Source organism: Paenibacillus sp. AGC31, from assembly GCF_057334655.1.
This window is the reverse complement of sequence record NZ_JBHFJH010000012.1, coordinates 1-24712: the sequence shown is the minus strand read 5'-3', so window position 1 is coordinate 24712 and position 24712 is coordinate 1. Positions and strand designations below refer to the sequence as shown.

Sequence of the window (24712 nt, the reverse complement as noted above, 5' to 3'; positions counted from 1 at the left end):
GAGCATGGTACCGGCTTATTTTACGGAGAAGGAGTGAGGACATGGGCAAGAATGATGGACAGAGTAAAGTGCTCGCACAGAATAAAAAGGCTTCCCATGACTACTTCATTGAAGATACGTATGAAGCGGGCATGGTGCTTACCGGAACGGAGATCAAATCTCTTCGTAACGGCCGTGCGAATATTGGTGATGCATTTGCCACGATTCGAAACGGTGAGATTCATATTCACAATATGCATATTAGTCCTTTTGAACAAGGGAACCGAAATAATCCGCTCGATCCAACGCGTACGCGCAAGTTGCTGATGCATAAAGTGCAGATTCACAAGCTGCTCGGACTGTCGAAACAGGATGGGTACAGCATTGTGCCGCTGAAAATCTATATCCGCAACGGTTATGCAAAGCTTTTGCTTGGACTGGGTAAAGGTAAGAAGCAATACGACAAACGTGAAACTGCCGCGAAGCGGGATGCTCAACGTGATATCCAACGGGTACTGCGCGAGAAGCAGAAGGTTGCGCGTTAAGCGGAGCGCTGGGCTAAAGGCTTTACTTTTCAGTGTAGAAGATATTTTTTGTGATGAAGTTAGGAAGATTGATGTATGAGTTAAGGAGTCTCAAGGTTTGTCCTGCAATGGGCAAGATTGAGGCTTTTTTATTTGTAATGAGAAAGGTAATGTGATGTGAGTTGCTGAAGTGTATTATGTGGTGATTTCCTTTGATATGTGTTGAAGGGAATTCGGTAGGAGCATGGAGCTTGGCACGTTGATGAATCTAAATTTTTAGCCTTTGCGTAGTTTGCCTGAAACGTGGGTAAGATACTAAGGTGCCGTTGTTCGTGATCCAATCTGGGTAAACTTTACTTCCGATTGGTGACGCGGTATAATATGTAGACGATTGAGCCTGTTGTATTGGATAACTTTGTACACGTGCTCAGCATGCTGGAATGTCTTCCAGCAATCTGTACTATTTCGGTGATGTGTCCTGTGTTATGATTACTCATGTAGCAGACAGGAATGCCGAGTTTGAAAGAAGCATCTTTTTACCTTGGAGGAAAAAGATGTGCAGCACCTTTGCTCCGTATTCACGGATTAATCCTGGAGCCCTTCTTCATTGAGGGGGCGTTTATGGATTCGACGGGGATAGTTCGAGCATGGGTAGCGGGTAGTGGGGACGCGTCCGCTTTATCAACGCTAAAGCCTATTAAACGGCAAACAACAAACAAACTACGCTTTCGCAGCCTAAGAAACTGTGTGCGTGCTTCTACCCTGCATCGCCCATGTGACAGGGATAGGGGCTAACAAGTAGTGGGATACGCTGTCACATCTCCGCCTGGGGTGTGCTGAAGAAGACAATCAGGCTGACCCAACGTAATAGCCGGTTACGGGGCGATACTCGGGTGACATCAAAACTGTGACTACACCCGTAGAAGCTTATGTGCCGTTATCTTCGGACAGGGGTTCGACTCCCCTCGCCTCCATTAGAGTCAAAAGCCATCAACCAGTGTTCTGGTTGGTGGTTTTTTAGTTTATGATATAATAAACAGAAATTTAGATTGGGGGACTCAAGATGTTTGAAAATCGAGAACAGCTCCAAGAAATTTTGAAAAAGGCAATTCAACATGCACGGAAACAAGCTAAAGAATCAGGTGCCTCTATTTATTATATAAAGAACAACAAACGCGTTCGTGAGGATGCTGAAGGAAATAAATTTGAAATTATATTTGATGCTACTGGGAAACGCCAGGAGTTTGAGTATCATGAGTGAAATCAGACCAGTTATGACTGTGTTTGCTGGAACCAATGGAGCAGGGAAAAGTACACTCAGTATGCAAATGAGAGAGTGGCTTGGTGAACTGGTTGATCCGGATCAAATTGCAAGAGAGTTGAAGCCAGAGAATCCGCGCAGTGCTGACCTGTCTGCTGGCAGGGAAGCTGTGAAAAAAATCCGATCTCTCATTAAAAGTGGTATGAACTTCGCTATTGAAACGACATTGTCCGGATCATTTGTTTTAAAACATATGGAAATAGCAAAACAAAATAGATACGAAATTGTCGTATACTATATCGGTCTTGAGGATGTTCAAATGCATATAGATCGTGTAGCCTCTCGTGTTGAACAAGGTGGACATTGGATTGCAGAAGAAGACATTCGTTATCGATATGGTGAGTCATTGAAGAACCTTAAACCGGCTCTAGCCATCGCAGATCGGGTTATCCTCATTGATAATACATACGAGCCTTTAATTGTTGCTGAAATCATACAGGGTGATTTGATCTACTGCGCTGAATCCATACCTGCATGGTCTAATCTTGTTCTTGTGGGTTACTGATACTCGGGTGACATCAAAACTGTGACTACACCCGTAGAAGTTTATGTGCCGTTATCTTCAGACAGGGGTTCGACTCCCCTCGCCTCCATTAGAGTCAAAAGCCATCAACCAGCGGTCTGGTTGGTGGTTTTTCTGTTTATGCTATAATATTTGTAAAATAAGCTGATGTAAGCCCGATATACTCTGTAATCTCCCAAAGGAGGCAAAAAAGCATGAGCGAAACGCAGCAACAGATCCGCGAGTTTGTTGCAGGGGTACAAGCATACGTCTCGCCAGTAAATGTGATTAATCCTTGGAAAGATTATGTGAAAGGCTATGATATCGGCCCCGAAGCGGTGAAGATTCGTTCTGAACATTTGGTCAGGTATTTGGGGCCACGAATGTCCAAGGCTCGGTACATTTTTATTGCTGAAGCTGTGGGATATCAAGGGGCGAGGTTCTCCGGCGTACCCTTGACGTCCGAGCGAATGGTTACCGGGAATCACTCGCTGGTGAATCACCAGATGATTTTTGCAGGTGAGCCGGGTGTCCGAACTAGCCTGCCCAATATCGCCAAACCTAACCGGAGTCAGGCACTGTATGGATTCGCAGAACCGACAGCATCCATCATATGGGGCGAAGTGTTATCCAGTTCAAGGTGGAAACCAACGGACTTTATATTTTGGAACATCTATCCCTTTCATCCTTATCAATCTTCTGAAAACAGGATGACGAATCGAACGCCGACTTTGGCAGAGTTGGAGGATGGTTTGCCGTTTGCCAGACAGCTTATGCAACTGAATCCTGATGCTCAGATCGTGGCTATTGGCAGGAAGTCAGCAGACACGTTAAGCTCCCATTTCATTAAACATCACCATGTTCCTCATCCTGCAAATGGAAGGGCAGTACAATTCCAAAAAGCAGTAAGGTCAATTATCTAACCCATTTGGAACTGGAGAAATAAAGGCTGACACATGCATTCTTATCGTTCAAGTGCTCACACATAACGTAATGCCTATTCTATAAAGATTGGTTGGTGAAGCCTAAATGAGTGAAAAATACTGGCTTGTGGTGCAATATCCGCTGAAGAGCGCGCAGGGTAGCAAACGAGATCATTGGTTGAAGGAAAAGGTGATGGAATATCTGGAAACCGTTCTGACCCAGGCGGAGTTGGGAGAGGTGGATGGATGTGACCTGGGCAGCCGTGTGGCTGATCCGAAGGGATATGTAATGAACATTTTCTGTGTGGTCACGGACGAGGATCGGAGCATAGCGCTAGTTAAAAAAGTGCTGAGAGAGAGTCGGTTGGATTACACCCGCATCCAAATCGCTACAATGCCATATGGCACAGAAGGAAGCTACACGCTGAAGTATGCCTCCAAAAAAGGCGTTACCGTATTCTCGCTTTGATCACGATTCGCTGATTCATATCATAACGAACTCTGTACTTGTCCTGCCCGAGGGCAGTTTGCCCCCAACATTTGCCCCACTTAAATTCATCATATGAGAAAACGATAATTGGACTTCCCAACCTTATCCACTCGATCAACACACTGCCAGTAGTAAGAATGATGCCCGTAGATATCGTAATCTTGCTCAAAAGTATGCCATATCAAGGTAGACGTTTATCATCGTCTTTTGTGTATTCAGATCCTCCGCCTCTCCCACATCACTCTCCATCTGGCACAAACCACAACTTATTATCTGTACCTCCAACATTTTATAAGGCAGTACTCCTTGCGGCTCCAATTACGGGGCCTCACCCACAGCGTTCACAGCAATCGTCTTTCCAAAGCCTCATTCTACTTCACTCAGTCAAGCCATCCGTATGCGATAAAAAGAGTTGAGCCTCCTCCATGCACAGTTCTATAATATACAATTGTATAAAATCCGAGAGAGTGGTGGATATCACAATAGGTCATCCGATCACATCGGATAAACCCATCACACATCGGAACCAAGGGAGGGTCACAGTGAAACACAGAGCAAAAGATACAACAACAGATGCAGGAGCAACAACAGAAGGAGATGAAAAATAGAAGTGAAAGCAACAGCTCAATCAGATGTTGAGACCGATGCAGAAGTAAACGCAAATACAAAAGCAAACACCAGTGCAATGAAGAAGAATTGGACTCCCCGTTTCAAAGAGTATATTCAACGCAAGCCCAAGACACTCGCTTTTAAAATCCCATTTGCCTACTTTATCATTATTCTGCTAACGGTGGCGTTCAGTGCGTTGGTACTGAGTCGTATCTCGGAAAATGATACGCAGCGAAAGATCAATGAAGCATCATTGCAGACAATTACATCTATTGAGACCAACGTTAATCTGATGATCGAGAACGTGAACAATTATTCGAAAATGATTTTCTCCGATCCCAACTTGCAGAACCTGCTGCGGCAGGGCAATGTGTACTCCAATTTACAAACACAGTCCAAGGTCAGCGCGTATTTGACTAATCTTATGCAAGCGGTTCCAATTATCGATTCAGTATATATTTACGATAATTCGGGGCACCGATTCTCGGTTGGTACACAGGAATGGCCCACGTTTATGGAAGCGAATGTGAAGGAAGCGCCTTGGTACGAACAGGCACTGAAACATAACGGAAGATATCTGCTCAGGCTGAATGGTGGCAACAACGACAGCGGAGTCTCGGCAACGGGGGAGAATGATCGGCAAGAGGTGGTCTCGTTTATTCGCCTCATTCGAGATTTGGATGATACGTCTCCACTTGGATTTCTGGTCATGAACATCAAGGGAAAATCCATTGCTCAAGCCTATGCCAACCTGTCTGCACCGGATTCATTTCAGGTGGCCATCCTGGATGAGCATCAGCGGGTGATCGCAACGAACGTAACCGATGGAAAGAAGGCCGTGCCTACTGTATCCGACTCATCCATGTCTGCCGCTTCTGGACAGGAAGGGATGCACGAGATATTAGAGGCCAATCAGGCCAAGTTAAAACAAACATTTCAAGAGCAATCTTCCGGCTTCATCACCTTGCAATCGGGTGGTCAGGAATATGCTGTGACCTATCGTTCGGCTGGTGATGATCAGTGGAAATTCATCAGCATGAGCCCATACCGGGATACGGATACCCGTAATAAATCCATGGTGCTGCTTGCGTTGATTCTACTGGCAGTGAACGGAACGGTCTTTTTCGTCAGTTCATTCATCATCTCGCGCAGCGTCATTAAGCCGATTCATAAGCTGCTTCGTTCCATGCAAAAAGCGCCAAGTGGCAACTTCCGCAAAGTGACGGTTGAGCTGAACAGTTACGAGTTCGCACAGCTATATGGAGGATACAACCAGATGATTGAGCAGATTGACCAGATGCTGAAACGCATCATTCAGGAGCAGCAGACGATCCGCCGAGCAGAACTGAATACACTTCAGGCGCAGATCAAGCCGCATTTTCTATATAACACACTTGATTCCATTACCTCCCTGGCGATGTCCGGCATGAACGATAAGGTATGTGAGCTGTTAGAAGCGCTTGGAAGTTACTATCGGCTGAGTGTCAGCAAAGGGCGCGAACTGATTACGCTGCACGAGGAGGTTGAGATTGTACGCAATTATCTGACGATCCAGCAGGTGCGATATCCCGGTGTATTTGAGGTGCAGTACGATATCGATTCAGACTGTGAACGAGTGATGATTCCCAAGCTTGTACTCCAGCCGCTGGTGGAAAATTCTCTTTATCATGGTATTCGTCCCAAAGGCAGCCCAGGCACGATACGTATTCAAGCTCGTCGATCCAAAGAGGGAGTACTTCTAACGATCACTGACGACGGAGTCGGCATGTCCGAGGAAGAAGTACAACAGGTTCAACGCACAGAAATGAACAGGTCTAATCGCTCGAACTCATCTAACCCATCTAACCCATCTAACCCATCTAACTCTTCTAACTCTTCTGATACTTCTAATCCTACCTATAACGCTAAATACAATCCAAGCTTTGGCTTATGGGGGACGATGGAGCGGCTTCGGATTTTTTATGACAGAGAAGATGGACTGAAGCTGCAGAGCGAGGTTGGAAAAGGAACCACCATTATCATAACGATCCCGAAGGGAGCCGATGAATCATGGAATTCACTGTGGAACCATTAAAGGTATTGATTGTGGATGATGAGTACCTCATCCGAAATCTGCTGCGCATGCGTATCGATTGGGAGCAGCAAGGCATGAGCATCATTGGTGAGGCCTCCGATGCTGAAGAGGCTTTGAATCAGGTTGAGCTGTTGCGTCCAGACATTGTGTTCACGGACATATACATGCCCAAGATGGACGGCATTGAACTGAGCGGCATCCTCATGGAGCGTTACCCAAACATAAAAATCGTGGTAGTGACGGGACATGATGAATTTGAATATGCTCGTCAGAGTGTGAAGCTGGGCATATCCGATTTTATTTTGAAACCCATCCGTGCTTCTGAATTATTACAGGTTACGACGAAGCTACGAGTGGCAATCGAGCAGGAGATGGGGCGTGAGTACGAGCTGATGAAGCTGCGGGAGGAGATGAAGCAGAGCTTGCCTTATCTCAGGGAGAGGTTTGTAAATCAATGGTTAAGTAACGTGATACCTGAGGATGAACTACAAGAGAAGGCGCGTTTCTTCGGTATTCCTATCTCGTCTGGTGAACCAGGATCACGCATCGCAGTAATGGAGGTGGAGGTTGCTGTACCGCAAGCTAAGATAGCTGCACCAGAGGTATATCCACATCTGTCCGAATCATATCACCAAACACACCAAGCACAACGAGGGCCTCAACAACAACACGGTCAGTCCCAATTAAGCCAGCATCAGACAGAAGGTCATCCACATACTGCCGAGGAAATACATATTCTGCTGCGAATGGTAGGCATGAAGCAGGTGCAGGCATTTTATCCGCAGGATTCGCAAACCATTATCGTCATGGACCCACATAACCGGATAGTTGTACTCTCGCTTGGTGCGGATACGGAATTTGCCGTTCAGGTACAGCAGCTTCAGGAAGAACTTCAACATACACTTAAGCTCGAAGGGTGTGAAGTTGATGTGACCGTAGGGATTGGGCAATGGCAATCAGGATGGGGAAGGGCCTGTGTGGGATACCGGGAAGCTTGTCGTGCACTCGATTATCAGGCGTTTGTGGGGAAAAATCAGGTTATTTGCTTCGAGGATCTGGTCATCGAAGGCGGAAAAAGGCGGTACCACTCGGATGCTCAGCTGCTCCAACAACTGCAATTTTACGTCAGTGTTGGTGCGGGGGAAGAAGCCGTATTGTTGCTGGAGCGTATGCTGTCTGTGCCGTTCTCGGACGTTTCACAGTTTCGGATGGCTGCCATGGATGTGGTTACGGAGTGCCAGCGTGCTGCCATAGAGCAGCAACTTGAGGGAGAACACGCATTGAACAAAGAGGCCGTTGCGGCCATTTTTACAGCAGGTCATCTGCCTGAACTAAAAAGCATGCTGGAGCAGCATGTCCGCACGGTATCGGATGCCATACAAGCTAAGCGACAGGCCAAAGAAGGCAATCTGATCGACCGGGTGATGGCTTATCTTGAAGAGAACATGGGCAATGCGGAAGTGGGGCTTTCCAGCACCGCGGCTGCTTTTTACGTAAGTTCGGGCCATCTGGGGCGGCTGATGAAAAAAGAGACCGGGCAGACGTTTGTGGAATATATGACGCAGCTTCGTATGAGAAAGGCCGAAACGTTGCTGAAGCAGACCGATTTAAAGGGGTATGAGATCGGGCAACAGGTAGGCATCCCGGACCCACATTATTTCAGCGTCTTGTTTAAAAAACATATCGGTCGGTCCATGAACGAATATCGGAATGTAAAAACCTGAAAAACGAGATGTAAACTCGGGAGTGTAGAGAAGGTGTGAGCGCACCCTCACTTCCGATTTCACATATGCTCGAATATTACAAATCGATGCCTGTTTTCTAAATGGAGAACAACGCACGGTTCGCCTAAAATATGGGCTAGAACCAACTAAAACACATAGGGAGGTCCATAGAGATGAAAGCGCTATTAAAAAAATCAGCAAGTCTAATTCTGACTCTGGGAATTGTAAGCAGTCTGGCGGCATGTTCATCCGGTTCGTCCGGTGGTACACAGGGGGAGAGCGATGGCAAGATTAAGCTGACGCTATGGGATCAATCGGTCGGCAATACCGATCCTTCGGCCAAACTGCTGCCCGAGATTGTTGAGAAATGGAACAGCGAGCATCCGGACATCCAGGTTGAACGTACGGGCACGACAGGAGAACAGTACAAAACCAAAGTCAAAACATCGATTGCAGCTGGTGAAGCGCCAGACCTGTTCTACGGCATGGGTGGTGGCAGCTTTATGCAGCCATATATTAAATCCGGCAATGTACTGGAAATCTCAAGTTACCTGACGGACGATATCAAAGAACGAATGGGTCCGGGTATGGCTGAGGCGATCAATATGGACGGCAAAATCTACACATTGCCCGTGTACACACATATCGCCAACCTTTACGTGAATACGGAACTGTTCGAGCAGGCGGGTGCCAAGATTCCGACCACCTATAACGAACTGCTGGATGCAGTCTCCAAGCTGAAAGCGGCGGGGATCACCCCGGCTGTGATTGGGGAAAAGGACCGCTGGCCGGGCATGTACTGGTACGACGTTATTGCGATGCGTCAGGCAGGCAATGCTGCGGTGATGGAAGCCTTTAAAGATCCGTCGAAATGGGATTCGCCCGACTTTGTAGCCGCCGCGACCAAAATGCAGCAGCTTGCGCAAGCAGGGGCGTTCAACAGCAGTATGTTCAGCATGAGCTATGACGAGATGCTTGGGGCATTTAATGCAGGCAACGGGGCAATGATGTTCCAGGCCAACTGGGTAAATGCAGGAATTGAGGACCCGTCCTCCGCAGTCAAAGGCAAAGTGAAAGTGATTCCATTCCCGGTATTTGAAGATGGCAAAGGCACAAGTACCGAAATCTTCGGCGGAGCCGTCGATGGTTTCTACATCAACCAGAATACCAAACATTCGAAGGAAGCCGTGGAATTCCTCATGTATTTGAGCGAGCAACTTGGTACACAAGGTTTCCTGGCTGGAGCGGGTCTGCCAAGCTGGAAAACAGATGCACTCGACACGTCCAGCCTGTCCTCCCTTGATCTGTCTGCGGCAGATATTATGAAAACGGCGACCTCATTCATTGCGTGGTGGGATAACATTCTGCCAGCGGAGTCTGCCGAAGCGCACAAAAACCTGATTGCCCAGCTGCTTGCCGGCGATGTAACACCGGAGGAGTTCTGCAAACAGATGGCACAGCTCAAACCAACAGAGCTGAGCCTGTAGGTCGCGCAGGTTAATATGTGCGCAACCGTAATCCTTACATGTGTACGCTCGTGAGCTTGCCAAGCTGAAGCCTGTTAACAATGAAGATGAACCCAAACAAGGCGTGGTCCGGAATATCCGGTCACGCCTTTGAGAGGAGAACAACAATGAACTCTGTATTTTCCAATAAAGGCACGATAGCTGTCTTTGTACTGCCCACCCTGATTCTGTTCTGTGGCATTGTGCTCATTCCAATCTTTGTCTCCAGTTATTACAGTCTGCTGGACTGGAACGGCGTAGGCAGGGGTACATTTATTGGTCTGGACAACTATGTAGAGATGTTTAAGGATACCCGTGTGCTGAATTCGATCAAGAACTCCCTGTTATTCGCGGGTGCTTCGGTGTTCATTCAACTGCCGATCTCGCTGGTGCTCGCACTAATTCTGGCGTCCAATGTCAAGGGGGAAGGTTTCTACCGGACCGTGTATTTTATCCCGGTGTTGATCTCAACGGTGGTTATTGCCCAGTTGTGGTCAAAAATCTACAATGCCGATTACGGCCTGCTGAATGTGCTGCTGCAAAGTATCGGCTTATCCAGCCTGGCACAGGACTGGCTGGGGCAGAAGGACACCGCGCTGGCGGCATCGTTTATTCCGACCTTGTGGCAGTACGTAGGGTATCACATGCTGCTGATGTATGCAGGAGCGAAGTCCGTGTCTCAGGACGTACTCGAAGCTGCCCGAATGGATGGTGCTTCCCGTATTCGCACGGCGTGGTCCATCATGATCCCGCTGATGAAGCCAATACTGAAGGTAAGCCTTGTTTTTTCGGTCATCGGCGCATTCAAGGTGTTTGACTTGATCTATGTGCTGACTGGAGGCGGGCCGTTCTACACCACTGAAGTGCCGAGCACGCTGATGTACGCTACCATTTTTGATACGTTCCGGTACGGATATGGCAGTGCAATCTCGGTCTTTATCATTGTGGAGTGTCTGGTCTGTACGATCCTCATTAATTCATTGTTCAAAACGGAGTAGAGGGAGGCAAAAGGCATGAGTACCGTAGAAGTCATGTTGAAAAAAAAGCCCAAGCCGAGGTCCATCTCCGGACCGATCGGGAAAGTGTTCCTGCAAGCGTTTCTGATCCTCGTCGCGATTGTGCAGATCTACCCGCTCATCTGGCTGGCACTGTTTTCCCTGAAGGATAACAGTGAGATTTTCAGCGGTGATGTAGCCGGGTTGCCCAAAGCATTTCTGTGGAGCAACTACACCAAAGCAATGTCCGACGGCCATGTGCTGACCTATTTTATGAATAGTGTGCTGGTTACTGCGGCCTCCATTGTCTTGGTACTGATCCTGTCCTCCATGACGGGATACGCAATCACGAGAATGAATTGGAAGCTTAGCGGGTTGACGATGACGATTATTTTGCTGGGCATGATGGTGCCGATTCATGCGGCGTTGCTGCCATTGTTTATTATTTTGAAGAATCTGAGCCTGCTCAACAGCTACTGGTCTCTGATCATTCCTTATGTGGCATTTGGCATTCCGATGGCGGTATTCATTCTGGGTAGCTTTTTCAAAGGTATCCCAAGAGAGATGGAAGAGTCGGCGGTTATCGACGGCTGCGGCGTATACCGGACGTTTTTCTCCATTATCCTGCCACTTGTGCGTCCGGCCATATCAACTGTAGCGATCTTCACATTTCTGTCCTGCTGGAATGAGCTGATGTTTGCAGTTACGTTTATCAATAACACGGCTTACCAGACGTTGACGGTGGGCATGATGTCGATGGTGGGAACGTACATTACGCAATGGGGTATCATTGGTGCTGGACTGATGATTACGACGGTGCCAACGGTGGTCATCTATCTGTTGCTGAACAAACAGGTGCAGAAGAGTATGATCGCAGGTGCGATCAAAGGTTAGCTGGAGGCTGGACTGGGGAGCGTAAGAAGGGGCTTGCTGCTCACTCACTGTACTCTCTTTCTGGTGGATATCGGCTTGATTCGGGACTTCGCAAGGAGTGATCTCTGGACTAGACCGGAGCCTGTGGACATGGAATAATAAGGGGGTAAGTAGCCAGGCAGTTGCAGAGAGGGGTCATTATTTATGGTCAATACCGCGATGGTAGTGCAGGAGTCTGTTCGGGAAAAAGTTGTGGCGTTCACGTTTGATGATGGGCCACATCCGGTGTATACACCTCAAGTGCTTGAGATATTCCGCCGTGCGGGTGGGCGGGCGACGTTTTTCATGATTGGCCAAGAGATGGAGAACCACCCGGAGATTGCGGCGGAGGTGCACCGGGAAGGGCATGAGATCGCTAACCATACGTACACGCATCCGGATCTGACCAAGTTGACGCTGGAGGAAGCCGGGGAGGAGCTACAACGCGCAGAAAATCTTGTTCAAGAAGTTACGGGGCAACCTGCCCGCAGCTTCCGACCGCCGTATTTTGGCGTAAACGATGATATATTGTCTCTGGCAGCGGAGCGTGGATATCGCACGATTGGTGCGGTGAACGGTGATGCGAGGGATTGGGACAATCCCGGTGTTGAGCACATTCTGGAGCACACCCGGTCTGCGGTGAAACCTGGTAGCGTGCTCATATTTCATGACGGGTACGGGGATCGTTCCCAGACGGTGGAGGCGGTTCGTGTGCTGGTGGAGGAACTGGTCACGGAAGGGTACCGTATGGTGACGGTGAGTGAGCTGTTAGACATTTCTAGTGAGCATGATGCAAAGACGACATAATCAAGTGGGCCCATCATTCTTTGAATGACAGGGTCCTTTTTTAATATATATAATGCATAGGAAGAACGGAGCGGGAGATCAAACTTTGCTTGCCCTCTCAAACTACTTTATAATAATAGGCTAAACTAGATTATGTCAGGAGGAAACAATGGACTTTATCAGAAATCAACTAGAAGAACTCGGCATGAGTGGACCCTCCATTGGTTATCTTTCAAACATCATTATGATTATTTTTATAGCAGTGATCTCGATATTGGCAAATGTGATTGCTAAGCGAGTGGTACTGAAGACGGTTCATCGTATCGTAAGTAACAACCGTTTCAAGTGGGGCCATATTGTGGTTCAAAAAAATTTATTTCAGAAACTGTCGCATCTTGTACCAGCCATTATAATCTATTATTCTGCTTATATTTTCTCGCCCTATCAGGCCATAATTGAAAAATCAGCAATGACCTACATGATTGTCATCATGATTACGGTTCTGAATGCTCTGCTGAATGTGTTCGATGATATCTATCGTACCTATGAGGTGTCGAAGATTCGCCCAATCAAGAGTTACATTCAGGTAGCCAAGATTGTCCTGTTCATTATCGGGGGCATTATCGTCATCTCCAGCCTGATCGGACAGAACCCGCTCATTATCCTCAGTGGACTGGGGGCGTTATCGGCAGTATTAATGCTGGTATTCAAAGACTCGATCTTGGGCCTCGTGGCTGGTGTACAGCTATCGTCGAACGATATGGTGCGTGTTGGTGACTGGATCGAGATGCCAAAGTATAATGCGGACGGTGACGTCATCGACATTACTTTGAATACGGTAAAGGTTATGAATTTTGATAAAACGATTACGATGATTCCAAGCTACGCCCTCATTTCGGATTCGTTCCGTAACTGGAGAGGGATGCAGGTGTCCGGTGGCAGAAGGATTAAGCGGAGTATCTATATTGATATCAGCAGTATCCGTTTTTGTACGGAAGAGATGGTGGCTGAATTTGAGAAAATCCACTACCTGACTGATTATGTCACGGCGAAATTGAAAGAAATTCAGGCTTACAACATGGAGCACCAGGTGAATACCGAAAGCAACGTGAATGGCAGACAACTGACAAACGTCGGTGTATTCCGGGAATATATCCATCAATATTTGAGGAATCATCCAAAAATCAATAAAGATATGACGATGATTGTGCGACAATTAGCACCGGAAGATCGCGGGCTGCCTCTGGAAATCTATGCATTCAGCAATGATATCAACTGGGGTGTATATGAGAACGTTCAGGCGGATATCTTTGACCATATCTTCGCGGTGGCGTCAACATTTGGACTACGGGCCTTCCAGAATCCAACCGGACATGACATTGTGCAGCTGAAAGAGGATAAGCAATATGCGCGAGAGTATTAAGAAGATTTATCAAAATAGATGTGACGGCCACCATATTGGTGGTCTTTTTTACGTTTGGATGCACCTCCAATTCGGCCATGGGTGAGAACACGTCACAGTTCTGGAATCGTGTTCAAATGCAGTTAGAAAAACAGAGATGCTGTAAATATAAGTGGACAATACATATTTTTTTCATTATATTATAATTAATTCCATATTTTGAAAGGAGTGATTTGGAGCTTTTTCTGATCAGGCGTGTCTATGAACGAGGGAAAAGCATGGAGTCTCTTTGGCGTGCTAACTTTTCAAAAGAAATGGAGGGAGAATGAAATGAAGAAAACATTGTATTCTGTTATTATGATGACGCTTTTATCAGGATCGATTGTGGGTACGGCCTTGGCGGATAATTACGAGTCGAATGACACTTTGAGCAGCGCGTATAAAATCCCAACGCAAACGGTGGCCACTCCCTACGGTCCGGCATACTGGGGTGGAAGTGCTTGGTCTTATCTATCTTCCCCGACAGATGTAGACTACTTTACATTCAGAGGGCATGGCAAATCGGTCGTGCTTGGTTCTCCTTCCGGCTATGATTACGATTTGTACGCCTATGACAGCGCTGGAAATTTGGTTGCTTCTTCTACGAATACGTCAGGAGCGGATACCGTTCTTGTCGACTACAATAATGTATATTTTAAAGTGGTAAGCAAAGATGGACGATACAGCGATACCGATGCTTACAGCGTAACCTTTTATAAAAGGGATGTCTGGGTGCCGTGACCAGCTCGTGAGAGTAAAACAACGTTAGGTATCGTAGACTTTAATGCTTCCGTCTCATGAATAGGAACTCTACCGCCTCAATGAGGTAGTAGAGTTTTATTTATTCAAGCCAATGGTCTGGAAGAATGGGTTACCATGTCTCCCACTTGAGTTCATTGGAAAATTTAATGGAGGTGAGTGCCGTGGCACGTGTATTAGTTGTGATGATCCCTGCAGAAGGCCATATCAATCCGTCGCTTGGATTAATCAAGGAACTGATAGAGAACGGTGATGAAGTGGTCTACTGTTGTACCGAAAAATACCGGACGAAGATTGAAGCGTTAGGCGCACAATTTAAGGCCTACTCCTTCAACGAGGCAACCCTGCTCAACAACCCTGGTATGAAGCCATTTGAACTCAAGCATCCTTACCAATTTTTATATATGATATTGAATAAAGTGATTCAACGCTTTATACCAGATGTTCTGAATCTGATCGAACATGAAACCTACGATTATATCATTTTTGATTCCATCATAGGCTGGGGAGGACAAATTCTGGGTGAGAAGCTAGGTATACCAACGGTATGTTCAACCAGCACCTTTGTTTTTGTGGAGCCTCTTGGATCAGACAATCAACTGAAGGATGATACGGAGGAGGTCAAGGAGCTATATAACAGCATCGTGGAAATGTCCCAGCAAATAGCTTCCCAGTTCGATGTGGCTGTACCTTCCCTGGCGGAACTTTCAGGGCATTCAGGACAACTGAAGATTGTGTATACAAGTCGTTATTTTCAACCCCTGGGGGACAAGCTGGACGACAGCTTTGTGTTCACTGGCCCGTCCATTATTCCTCGTAAGGATGCGCCAGCTTTTGCAAATGAATCTCTGCATGCTCTTTATAAGCAGGTCGTTTATATTTCGATGGGAACCATTTTAAATAAAGATCTCGAGTTTTATAAGCTTTGCTTTACGGCCTTTCGTAATTTGCCTGTGCAGTTTATATTATCTTCTGGGAAGGATACCGATATAGAGCCTATTGCTGATCTCATTCCTGACAATTTCATCATAAGACCCTATGTCCCTCAACTGGAAGTGTTGCAGTGTGTAGATGCTTTTCTGACACATGCAGGCATGAACAGTACCAGCGAAGCTTTGTATTACAATGTACCATTAATCATGCTCCCGTTAACATCGGATCAGCCGCGTGTAGCAGGTCGGGTAGAGGAGTTGGGAGCAGGTGTCATCGTGGACAAAAATAACCTTACACCCGATGTGCTTAGAAACGCAGTATTAGAAGTGCTCGGCAATGCCTCCTACAGGGAACAGGCAGGGGTTATTGGGAAAACGTTACGCGATGCTGGCGGGTATAAGCAGGCTGCTATGGCCATTAAGAACTTTATAGGCAATCAACCGTTATCGGCCACGCCCATCTCTTCGTTTGAATGAAAAGGAGACTGCCTTTCCTGAGAGCAAGACGAGAAAGCTGTCACCCGACTAAAACGGAGTGTTGATTTCCAATTGATTCAAGCGCGTATGGAGGGGTAGATAAACGGAGAGGGGCATTATTTTTACCATATTGTTCGTATACCTTTTGCAAAGGAGAGTCTTCAGATGAATCATCACATTCCGGAATATACATTGAACGATGGCCTGAAAGTGCCTGCAATTGGATTTGGTACCTATAGTTTAAAAGGTGAAGAAGGCGTTAAATCGATCGCGTCCGCAATGGATGCGGGTTATCGATTAATTGATACGGCGTATAACTATGAGAATGAGGCAACGGTGGGCAGAGCAATCAAACAAAGCTCCATCGCCAGAGAAGATCTACTCATTTCCTCGAAGTTGCCGGGGCGTTATCACGCTCATGATAAAGCACTTGTGGCGATCCAGGAATCCCTGTACAGAGCGGATCTGGATTATTACGACCTGTATCTGATTCACTGGCCCAATCCGAAGAAGGACATGTATGTCGAGGCATGGCAAGCGCTGATCGAAGCCAAAAAACGTGGATATATCCGATCCATTGGAGTCAGCAACTTCCTGCCTGAGCACAATGAACGGCTGATTAAGGAAACGGGGATAGCGCCGAGTCTGAATCAGATTGAGCTGCATCCATTCTTCGACCAAGCCGATCAGCGGGAACAGGATACGAAGCATGGCATCGTGAACGAATCCTGGAGTCCGATTGGACGTGGCAATGATGCCGTACAGGATATTCTGAAGGATGAGAATATTCTTCGGATCGCGGAAACGCATGGCAAAACGCCAACCCAGATCATTCTGCGCTGGCATGTTCAGCTGGGTTCCATTCCCATTCCGAAAGCCGGCTCCTTGCAGCATCAGCAGGAAAATATCGATATATTCGATTTTGAGTTGAGCACAGAAGAGATGCAGCTCATCTCTGCATTTAATCGTCCGGATGGACGTTTGTGGGATCAGGATCCAAGCGAGTACGAAGAATTTTAAAGAATGACAAATAAAGGGCTGCTCTCATGTCAGATATGACAGGAGGCAGCCCTTCATTGTTGAAGCATAGTAAGCAATATTGCAGTTTTTCTTGTTGCGTAATTCTGTTTACTGTCCCGCAGGGATACGGAAAGTTAGAATCTCATACGGTTTGATATCAAAAGTAATTCGACCATTTTCCACGGCGCATTCCGCTTCGTTGTTCTCGAGCAAATCACATGCGTACGCCGTAGCACCTGCTCCCTCAGGCAATTGCAGGGAAGCACGGCTGCGGCGGCCATGTGCTTCGTAGACTCGGATGATCATATCATCGTTGTTCTCGGCTTTTTTGATAACCTCCAGCACGACATTATCCTGATCGACCGATGCAAGTGACCATGTTCCCGGCAAGGTACCGGTTTGAGGACTTACTTCACGGGCAACCAGCGGACGATTGAGATCATAAGCGGCTTGGATGACACGTCCCTCACGGAAGTCGCCCTGATGCGGATAGAGCGCGTAGGTGAATACGTGCTGCTCTTTGTCGGCATTTTCATTCGGGTACGTTGCGCTCTTGATCAGCGACAGTCGCATCACCGAGTTATGAATGTCATATCCATATTTGCAGTCGTTCAGCAGAGCAGCACCGTACCCGTTCTCCGCCAGATCTGCCCACTTCTGCCCGCATACTTCAAACCGGGCTTGATCCCAGCTCGTATTACGGTGGGTAGCACGCTCAACGTTGCCGTACTGGATTTCGTAGACTGCTTTCTCACTCCAGATATCGAGCGGGAAGGCGGCTTTCAGCAGCAAATGCTCCTGCTTCCAGTCCACAAACGTACGGAAATCAATCCGGCGTGTATGCGCGTAGAAGATGATCGTCTGCTTAATGACCGAGTCCAGGAACTGTCGCTTCACTTGAAGCACGGAACGTACGGGCCCGCTTTCAACCCACTCCAGCGACTGCAGGTCATTAATTTCCCACATATGCTGTTCATAATAATCGTCAATGTTCCATGCCTCGTATTCCGCAGGTCGATCCTCGAACACTTGCAGCACGTTACCACGCTTGCCAGACTGGAGCAGCTCACGGCCTTCCAGCTTGTCCCATACGGATGTGAACTCGGCACTTTCATTCATGTGAATATCGTACCAAGGTGTGTGGATATGGCGCCGATCTGCTTCCCACTGTGCAACCGAAACTCCCGCGACAAGCTCGTCTGTTAGATCTAGTGTGATTCGGAAAGATTTATACCCGGATGCAGGCACGTTCTCTGCAAGGAACACAAGTCCGCCTTCGGGAGTCCGCTGGCTTGGTACAGGGTGATCTCCATCGTAGACGGTTACTTTTCTTGCAAAAGCAGGCAGCTCAACCACATCCGTCCGTACAAATCCGGTGGTGTTAAATACCGCAATGGCTTCCCCATCAGATGTAATTCGGCTTGCGATGCCGTTCAGTGCACTGTCTTTCAGCTCATCCGTGACACGTAGCACTTCTTCATATTGCTCTTTGGAATCCACATATACCTGCTCAATGGAGCTGCCCGGGAGAATATCATGGAACTGGTTCAGCATCGTCAGCTTCCATGCATGCTCCAGTGCATCGGTTGGATAGGCCGCCTGTGCATTCGCATGACGATGAATCATGGCATACAATTCGGTATCGGCCAGCGCAAATTCGCTATGACGGTTGTACCGTTTGTTGCGCGCCATGGACGTGTAGGTGCCCCGGTGATACTCCAGATACAGCTCACCCGACCAGCGGGGAACGGAAGGAACATCCGCCAGATTTTGCTCCAGCTTCTCGAAAAACTCGCGTACAAAGGTACGTTTCACCGCGGGTACACCCGGCAATCCGACATCAAGTCGTCTGCCATGCTCCAGCATCTCTTCGGTTGGTCCGCCGCCGCCATCTCCGAATCCAAAACATTGCAGGACATCTGCATTGATGTTTTTGTTCTGGTATCGCTGCCACGTGCCTTTTACTTGCGAAGCATTAAATCGTCCATTATAGGTCGTTTCGAAGCGACGTTGCCTGAAATCGGGATGTTTGTCATAATCTGTTGCTGTGATGAAATGGGTCAGGACCTCTGATCCGTCGATTCCTCTCCAGTACATCGTGTCGTTTGGAATCTGGTTTGTATCATTCCAGGCAATTTTGGTTGTCATAAAATAATCAATGCCGCTCTTGCGCATAATCTGCGGCATCGCTGCACTATAACCAAATACATCCGGCAACCAGAGCACACGGTTCTCCACGCCGAATTCTTCCTTGAAGAAACGTTTGCCGTAGATAATCTGACGGATCATGGATTCACCCGAAATCAGGTTACAATCGGCTTCCAGCCACATCGAACCTTCCGCTTCCCAGCGGCCTTCGGCCACCTTTTCCTTGATTTTCTCATATAGGGACGGATAGTCTGCTTTCAGGTACGCATACAGCTGGGGCTGAGAAGACATGAACGTATATTCTGGAAACTTGTCCATTAGATACAATACACTCGCGAAGCTGCGAATGACCTTCTCGCGAGTCTGATCCAACGTCCACAGCCATGCCACATCGATATGCGTGTGTCCGATACAGTGCACGGTAGGGATGTGATCACCGGCAGGGCGGATATCACCATAGACATGATCTTGCAGATATCGGCGTGCTTCCAGTACCGACGCATGGAATTCTGAGCTGTTTTCCTGGCGCAAATCCAGCAGATTCACGGCTTTATTCAGATGTTCGACCAACTTCAGCCGCTCCAGATCATCCTCACGCAGCAGATCCGCAGCATCCAGCGCAGCCTTGAGATCATAATACAAATCGGAGACTTGCTGATGATGCTCGGCGATATATACATTTAGAAAAACATCCGCGGCAGACGTACTGCAATACGCATATAATGCCAACTCAAACTCTTCGCCCTTCACTGCGGATGAGGTCAAGTCGATTTCCGTATGATTAACATCCAGACCGCAGATCAATTCCCCATTGAGGAATGCTAAGAATTGCGGATTGTCATAATTCCAGATGTCGTCAGCACCGGTGACGATGGCACACACGACCTTTTTTCCTTCCATCTGATCCGGGATGTGAATGCGGGTTTTGAAGCAGCTGTGTACATCTTTGCCACCCCAGCCATCACCCTTACGGAATACATCCCAGGAGGAAGGGTCCTCATGCACCAGTTCCCAGGAGTGGTAACCACTTTCTTTATGATAAAGCTCAGGGATATATGTCTTTGAGGTTAGTCGTGCACGTTCCAAGTGTTTCACAATGGTATGGATTCGAGTATACAAGGAATTCATTTTCATGTTGGTTTCCCACCTTGGTTTGTAGTAAGTACAGGCTGTAGTCGTTGTTGGAGTGATGATACTGCAAGCGCTAACATATTAACTCTATCATAACAAAAGAGAAATGGGCGAAACTATGTATTGTATGCTGAAAATAACGTCTTTTTATTGCATTTCATGCTAAAATAAAATCATTAGAATCAGGATAGGGGGCATGTCCATGACACCATCGGTTTTGGCATACGAGCAAGGATATGCGATCCATGTGAACCAGCCTGGAGATTCACTTTTTTATCATCTGGATTATGACGAGCGCTCCCATGAACTGAATATGGAATTTCAGCATTTCCATGATTTCTATGAAATCTGTATTCTTCTGGATCGAACAGCTGCGCACATCATTGAAGGCAGTTTATATGAGATCCAGCCTCTGGATATCGTTCTGTTGCGGCCTTCATTGCTGCATAAAACGCAATATCCGAAGGGTGTTCCGCCGAAACGATTGATGATCACCTTTGCCATGCCACGTAATACACCTGGTCTTGATAGCGGTTACACAGAGCTGTTTTCGATTTTTAATAAACCGGTCCCGATATTCCGATTTACAGAAGAAAGACGCAAGGAAGTCCTCGCGCCGATCAATGATATTTTTGCTATATCGCAGCAGCCTTCTGCACTTCAAAAGGTTGTGATTCATCATAGATTTGTTGAGTTTCTGTGTGCAATTCATCGTTACTCGGCAGAGAACGGGTACGTTCGTGAAGAGACAGGATCATCGATGTCCCGGCGTATGTATGCCGTTGCATCGTATATTCATAGCCATTATCAACAGGATTTATCTCTGGATGAGGTTTCTAAGCAATTCTATGTAAGTGCCCATCACTTGTCTCGCCAATTCAACAAAGTCACCGGCTTCACCTTCACGGAGTATGTGCAGATGACTCGTATTCGGAATGCCCAGCAATTGCTGCTGAATTCGAGGGAGAAAATTACGGATATTGCTGCACAGTGCGGTTTCGCAAGCTTCTCCCAGTTCAATCGCATCTTCAACAAACAGAGCGGTATGTCACCAAGTGCCTATCGCCAGAACAGACCTCCACAGAGCGAACGTAAGATGATGCTTGCGGGCGAGACCCGAGTGACTTGAGCACCTAGATGAGATGTACGAGGGTAGTGATGGACAGGTCTAAAGCGCTACTTAAGTGGTTATTTTCTGGACAGAAGCCTTACATAACATGAATAGATAAGGACATGACGGGTATGTTGATGTGTCAGTATATTCATGATTCTGCCAGGGATAATCCTCCATCACTCATCCGATATACTTTATCGCAATATTCAAGCATGCGCTCATCATGGGTAACCATAATGGCTGCTTTTTGGCGTGATTTCACCTCGTGTGCAATTAGACTGACCACTTCATGTGCTCGTTTGGTATCTAAACTTGCTGTCGGTTCATCCGCCAAAATGATGTTGGGATTATTCATTAAAGCACGAGCTATTGCTGTCCGTTGCTTCTCCCCACCTGATAGCTCTTCTGGGAAACTGTTCAACTTCAAACCCAGACCCAGTTCCTCTAACAGCTTAGAGGCAAATTCCTTATCCTGCTTTCCAACCTTGCCAGACATTCTTTTTACCACGAGCAATTGATCAAGAACATTTAAATAGGGAACCAAATTCGAAGATTGCATAATGAACCCAATTTCCTGCAACCTAATATTAGACAGTTCTTTCTCAGTAAGTGCAGAGATGTTATTCCCATTTAGTTGAACCTCGCCTTCAGAGGCTTTAAGCATTGCTCCAGCAATAGATAAGAACGTACTTTTACCAGAACCGGAAGGTCCAACTACAGCAACAAACTCTCCCGGCTCTACTGATATGGATACATGATCGAGTGCAGTGATTTGATTGTTTCCTTCGGCATAATACATGGTGACTTCATTCATGTGCAATCCCTTAACCATTATTCAACCCTCCCGAGCGCCTTGAGCGGATCAATCTTTGTAATTTTACGAACAGAAACCATCGAACTTAACATAGCGATAATGAGCAGGATAACAGAATACGTGACAACAAGACTGGTTTCCAGCTTGAATGGCATACCTTTTGGCATGATCGCTGCTGTTCCATAGGTCAGCAAGATTCCAATAACAATGCTAGTCAGTGAAAGTACAAACACTTGCGAGATAATGGTTTTCCCCAAGAATCGGTTACTGGCACCGATCGCTTTCATAATGCCGAACTGATTGGTCTTTTGCATCGTGATGACATAAAAGAATACCCCAAGCACAAATGCGGAGATCGCAAGCAAAAATGCAAGCATCATTAGAATTGTACCGTTCTCTTCTTTGTACCCTGGCATACCTTGAACGGCTGCCGCTCGGGTAACCGTATCCGTACCTGATAGCATGTTATTAATTACATTTGGCTCGATATCCTTGCCTTGTAACATGATCGCATTCACGGGTCCTGTAACTCCTTTATCCGAACCTGGAGCCGCGAAGGTAATCTTCCGCCATTCATCCATTGGAGTAAATACGGATGCGACGTGGTTATAGGTCTGATTCTCCACATATCCGATAATTGTCAATGATTCCGTCGTTCCATCCAGTTGAAACGTGTCCCCAAGTTGATAGCCCTCATCTTTCATGGTTGAATTCACCACGACACCCGTAGGGTTCTCGGAAGACAGGCTTTCACCTTCTACAATAGCTGGTTCCAAAAAGCTTCCTGGGTCAATTCCTATAATCGCTATATCTACCTTATCTTCATTCTTGGTGTTATTCTCTTTCAGTGCCGTTGCCATCGTACTTCCCATGGGTGCAGCAGCATCCACATTTGGCAGCTTTTCTGCCTCAGCAACCAATTGATCTGACAGCAGAGACTTGCTCATGGAAGACTGTGACCCTTCTTCAAAGATGACATAATCAGCCTTCATGGTCTTGAATGTTGAAGCAGCTAGCGTAGATAAACCATTCCCCAGACCGGATAAAATAAAGACTAACCAAGCCATTAGTACGAAAATAATAATAATCATTAAAAATTTCATTTTACTATGCATTAATTCCTTCATAGCTAAAAACATGATCTGTTCAACTCCTTCTTTCGTTTTTTTATTGACACATGTGTCAAATTAGAGGTGTAACCACGTGGTTTATATAATTAAACGATATAAATGACACATGTGTCAAATTTAATCCAAGAATAAATCTAGCTCTTGGCCCCCCCAACCCACATTTGAAACAACAACTTACCCCAATCAGGCGTAGGGATATTTAGCATATTAGGCGTATTAATTAAGTTGAAGAAAACACCAATAAGTACAGGTAGAGGAATATCTTGTCGCAGGGCTTGGCCCTGCTGAGCACGTTCAAACAAGCGTGATAATTGAATTTTAAGAGTCATATGTGCTTTCTCAATAAATTCAATATCTCTCGCTGCTGCGGAAGAATTAGTCGTATTAATTTTACTGGCATCTCCCAAAAGTTGATGGAGCGTAGATTCTTCTGCGTAAATGAGGAGCAATTGTTCGAGAGCATCCATTGGATCTGTCTCATCAATGGCTAATGAATTCTCTAATACGGTTGATATGGAGCGCTTCATACAAGCAGCAACAATCTCTTCTTTATTAGAGTAATATTGATATATCGTGCTCCGGGCTCCGGACAGATGCTGTGAGAGCAGCTTGAGATGAAAACCGTCGTAGCCATGCTCAAGTATTAATTTTTTTGTTGTGTCCAGTAGCTCTGTCTCAGTGAAAGATTGTTTTCTTCCCATAAAATCTCTTCCTTTTTATCGTTTAAAATCTATGTGTTAATTTCACACGATCGATGAGTGTTGTTAATGAAGAAGTACTCGCTTCTTTAGTTTACTATGACCAGTTTAGCATATGTTTGATAGGCATCCTACAAAACAAGACCAGCTGTCTTAATAATGGGTGTTAATCCAATTGAAAAATCCGGTATACCAGCGATTGGGAAGGTCATATTGTAATCGGGTTGCTCAAGCCAATCACTTTTCGCTTAATTATAAACTTGTGGACCATATACAAAAAAGGCAAACCCTCTAAGTAAACTGTACCCTATGTAAAGGACATTTCTAAAAAAAACTATATGGCTTCAAGAAGATGATCTCTGTATTGTACAGGGGTCATCCTTTTTAGGTTCCACTGGTATCTATAGTGATTATAGTAGGTCATATAGGCTTTAACTTCACGTTTGACTTCGTCTAACGTGGCATAGCTCTTTAAGGAAGTTTCATCCTTAAAATGACCAAAAAACGACTCCTGCGGTGCGTTATCCCAACAATTTCCTCGTCTTGACATGGATTGTCCAAGCCCCATCCGTTTCACTTTCTTCTGAAAATCCGGATGAGTGTAATGCGTACCTTGATCGGAATGAATGAAGGCATTACGACTCTTCTTGAATTTGCGATTTTTCTGTAAGTGAAGCAACGTGTTTGTCGCCAGATCCATCGTC

Annotated in this window: 21 protein-coding genes and 1 other RNA gene; 17 read left to right on the top strand and 5 right to left on the bottom strand. The window is 46.5% G+C overall.

Annotated elements, in window-relative coordinates:
* Window positions 1-41 precede the first annotated feature (41 nt).
* From smpB to ACE04G_RS07010, 16 genes are all read left to right on the top strand, one after another.
* Entirely contained in the window at window positions 42-524 is a 483-nt protein-coding gene (smpB, locus tag ACE04G_RS07085; RefSeq protein ID WP_036674736.1) for an SsrA-binding protein SmpB, read from the top strand.
* Between the two features lie 590 nt (window positions 525-1114).
* Window positions 1115-1480, top strand: a transfer-messenger RNA (tmRNA) gene (gene ssrA / locus ACE04G_RS07080).
* Between the two features lie 86 nt (window positions 1481-1566).
* On the top strand, window positions 1567-1764 hold the full coding sequence (locus ACE04G_RS07075; RefSeq protein ID WP_339181135.1) for a hypothetical protein: 198 nt from the start codon (window positions 1567-1569) through the stop codon (window positions 1762-1764).
* The gene (locus ACE04G_RS07070; RefSeq protein ID WP_339181138.1) at window positions 1757-2329 is read left to right on the top strand and encodes an ATPase; all 573 of its coding nucleotides are present in this window, start codon (window positions 1757-1759) and stop codon (window positions 2327-2329) included. Before ACE04G_RS07075 ends, ACE04G_RS07070 begins: the two co-directional genes overlap by 8 nt.
* Window positions 2330-2541: 212 nt before the next feature.
* Window positions 2542-3249 (top strand): uracil-DNA glycosylase, encoded by a 708-nt coding sequence (locus ACE04G_RS07065; protein ID WP_221822338.1) that lies wholly within the window; start codon window positions 2542-2544, stop codon window positions 3247-3249.
* Between the two features lie 106 nt (window positions 3250-3355).
* Entirely contained in the window at window positions 3356-3718 is a 363-nt protein-coding gene (locus ACE04G_RS07060; RefSeq protein WP_449003845.1) for a hypothetical protein, read from the top strand.
* 631 nt (window positions 3719-4349) lie between these two features.
* Window positions 4350-6422 carry a cache domain-containing sensor histidine kinase gene (locus tag ACE04G_RS07055; RefSeq protein ID WP_221822333.1) on the top strand — a complete coding sequence of 691 codons (2073 nt, stop codon included), beginning with the start codon at window positions 4350-4352 and terminating at the stop codon, window positions 6420-6422.
* A complete protein-coding gene (locus ACE04G_RS07050; RefSeq protein ID WP_221822332.1) occupies window positions 6398-8146 on the top strand; it encodes a response regulator in 1749 nt (582 codons plus the stop codon). The genes ACE04G_RS07055 and ACE04G_RS07050 overlap by 25 nt, the downstream gene beginning before the upstream one ends.
* A 173-nt stretch (window positions 8147-8319) precedes the next feature.
* Entirely contained in the window at window positions 8320-9633 is a 1314-nt protein-coding gene (locus tag ACE04G_RS07045; protein WP_221822329.1) for an extracellular solute-binding protein, read from the top strand.
* 146 nt (window positions 9634-9779) lie between these two features.
* Complete coding sequence (locus ACE04G_RS07040; protein ID WP_076210184.1) at window positions 9780-10649, top strand: carbohydrate ABC transporter permease; 870 nt, start codon at window positions 9780-9782, stop codon at window positions 10647-10649.
* Window positions 10650-10664: 15 nt separating this feature from the next.
* Window positions 10665-11540: a carbohydrate ABC transporter permease gene (locus tag ACE04G_RS07035; protein WP_221822327.1), complete on the top strand. Its 876-nt coding sequence runs from the start codon at window positions 10665-10667 to the stop codon at window positions 11538-11540.
* A 183-nt stretch (window positions 11541-11723) separates the two neighbouring features.
* A complete protein-coding gene (locus ACE04G_RS07030) occupies window positions 11724-12365 on the top strand; it encodes a polysaccharide deacetylase family protein (protein WP_221822325.1) in 642 nt (213 codons plus the stop codon).
* A 148-nt stretch (window positions 12366-12513) separates the two neighbouring features.
* Entirely contained in the window at window positions 12514-13767 is a 1254-nt protein-coding gene (locus ACE04G_RS07025) for a mechanosensitive ion channel family protein (protein ID WP_221822323.1), read from the top strand.
* Window positions 13768-14076: 309 nt separating this feature from the next.
* Window positions 14077-14526: a hypothetical protein gene (locus ACE04G_RS07020; protein WP_221822321.1), complete on the top strand. Its 450-nt coding sequence runs from the start codon at window positions 14077-14079 to the stop codon at window positions 14524-14526.
* Window positions 14527-14708: 182 nt separating this feature from the next.
* The gene (locus ACE04G_RS07015) at window positions 14709-15953 is read left to right on the top strand and encodes a macrolide family glycosyltransferase (RefSeq protein ID WP_449003844.1); all 1245 of its coding nucleotides are present in this window, start codon (window positions 14709-14711) and stop codon (window positions 15951-15953) included.
* A gap of 165 nt (window positions 15954-16118) precedes the next feature.
* On the top strand, window positions 16119-16973 hold the full coding sequence (locus ACE04G_RS07010) for an aldo/keto reductase (protein WP_449003843.1): 855 nt from the start codon (window positions 16119-16121) through the stop codon (window positions 16971-16973).
* Window positions 16974-17081: 108 nt separating this feature from the next.
* On the opposite strand, the gene ACE04G_RS07005 is transcribed toward ACE04G_RS07010, so the two are convergent.
* Window positions 17082-20255, bottom strand: coding sequence for an alpha-mannosidase (locus ACE04G_RS07005; RefSeq protein WP_449003842.1), 3174 nt, complete (start codon window positions 20253-20255; stop codon window positions 17082-17084).
* Window positions 20256-20454: 199 nt separating this feature from the next.
* Here ACE04G_RS07005 and ACE04G_RS07000 point away from each other — a divergent pair, with 199 nt between their 5' ends.
* A complete protein-coding gene (locus tag ACE04G_RS07000; protein ID WP_449003841.1) occupies window positions 20455-21381 on the top strand; it encodes an AraC family transcriptional regulator in 927 nt (308 codons plus the stop codon).
* Window positions 21382-21514: 133 nt separating this feature from the next.
* Here the strand turns inward: ACE04G_RS07000 and ACE04G_RS06995 are convergent, their stop codons facing one another.
* The 4 genes from ACE04G_RS06995 to ACE04G_RS06980 all read right to left on the bottom strand — a co-directional run.
* A complete protein-coding gene (locus ACE04G_RS06995; RefSeq protein WP_449003840.1) occupies window positions 21515-22198 on the bottom strand; it encodes an ABC transporter ATP-binding protein in 684 nt (227 codons plus the stop codon).
* Entirely contained in the window at window positions 22198-23319 is a 1122-nt protein-coding gene (locus ACE04G_RS06990; RefSeq protein WP_449003839.1) for an ABC transporter permease, read from the bottom strand. The genes ACE04G_RS06995 and ACE04G_RS06990 overlap by 1 nt, the downstream gene beginning before the upstream one ends.
* Window positions 23320-23444: 125 nt before the next feature.
* Window positions 23445-24011: a TetR/AcrR family transcriptional regulator gene (locus ACE04G_RS06985; RefSeq protein WP_449003838.1), complete on the bottom strand. Its 567-nt coding sequence runs from the start codon at window positions 24009-24011 to the stop codon at window positions 23445-23447.
* Window positions 24012-24342: 331 nt separating this feature from the next.
* Window positions 24343-24712 (bottom strand): IS3 family transposase (locus ACE04G_RS06980; protein WP_486094295.1); only part of this gene is annotated, 370 nt, incomplete at its 5' end.

Excerpts from the sequence above, each read along its gene's own strand:
- smpB (WP_036674736.1), top strand. The coding sequence starts at position 42 with ATGGGCAAGAATGATGGACAGAGTAAAGTGCTCGCACAGAATAAAAAG.
- ACE04G_RS07075 (WP_339181135.1), top strand. The coding sequence starts at position 1,567 with ATGTTTGAAAATCGAGAACAGCTCCAAGAAATTTTGAAAAAGGCAATT.
- ACE04G_RS07070 (WP_339181138.1), top strand. The coding sequence starts at position 1,757 with ATGAGTGAAATCAGACCAGTTATGACTGTGTTTGCTGGAACCAATGGA.
- ACE04G_RS07065 (WP_221822338.1), top strand. The coding sequence starts at position 2,542 with ATGAGCGAAACGCAGCAACAGATCCGCGAGTTTGTTGCAGGGGTACAA.
- ACE04G_RS07060 (WP_449003845.1), top strand. The coding sequence starts at position 3,356 with ATGAGTGAAAAATACTGGCTTGTGGTGCAATATCCGCTGAAGAGCGCG.
- ACE04G_RS07050 (WP_221822332.1), top strand. The coding sequence starts at position 6,398 with ATGGAATTCACTGTGGAACCATTAAAGGTATTGATTGTGGATGATGAG.
- ACE04G_RS07045 (WP_221822329.1), top strand. The coding sequence starts at position 8,320 with ATGAAAGCGCTATTAAAAAAATCAGCAAGTCTAATTCTGACTCTGGGA.
- ACE04G_RS07040 (WP_076210184.1), top strand. The coding sequence starts at position 9,780 with ATGAACTCTGTATTTTCCAATAAAGGCACGATAGCTGTCTTTGTACTG.
- ACE04G_RS07035 (WP_221822327.1), top strand. The coding sequence starts at position 10,665 with ATGAGTACCGTAGAAGTCATGTTGAAAAAAAAGCCCAAGCCGAGGTCC.
- ACE04G_RS07030 (WP_221822325.1), top strand. The coding sequence starts at position 11,724 with ATGGTCAATACCGCGATGGTAGTGCAGGAGTCTGTTCGGGAAAAAGTT.
- ACE04G_RS07025 (WP_221822323.1), top strand. The coding sequence starts at position 12,514 with ATGGACTTTATCAGAAATCAACTAGAAGAACTCGGCATGAGTGGACCC.
- ACE04G_RS07020 (WP_221822321.1), top strand. The coding sequence starts at position 14,077 with ATGAAGAAAACATTGTATTCTGTTATTATGATGACGCTTTTATCAGGA.
- ACE04G_RS07010 (WP_449003843.1), top strand. The coding sequence starts at position 16,119 with ATGAATCATCACATTCCGGAATATACATTGAACGATGGCCTGAAAGTG.
- ACE04G_RS07005 (WP_449003842.1), bottom strand. The coding sequence starts at position 20,255 with ATGAAAATGAATTCCTTGTATACTCGAATCCATACCATTGTGAAACAC.
- ACE04G_RS07000 (WP_449003841.1), top strand. The coding sequence starts at position 20,455 with ATGACACCATCGGTTTTGGCATACGAGCAAGGATATGCGATCCATGTG.
- ACE04G_RS06995 (WP_449003840.1), bottom strand. The coding sequence starts at position 22,198 with ATGGTTAAGGGATTGCACATGAATGAAGTCACCATGTATTATGCCGAA.
- ACE04G_RS06990 (WP_449003839.1), bottom strand. The coding sequence starts at position 23,319 with ATGTTTTTAGCTATGAAGGAATTAATGCATAGTAAAATGAAATTTTTA.
- ACE04G_RS06985 (WP_449003838.1), bottom strand. The coding sequence starts at position 24,011 with ATGGGAAGAAAACAATCTTTCACTGAGACAGAGCTACTGGACACAACA.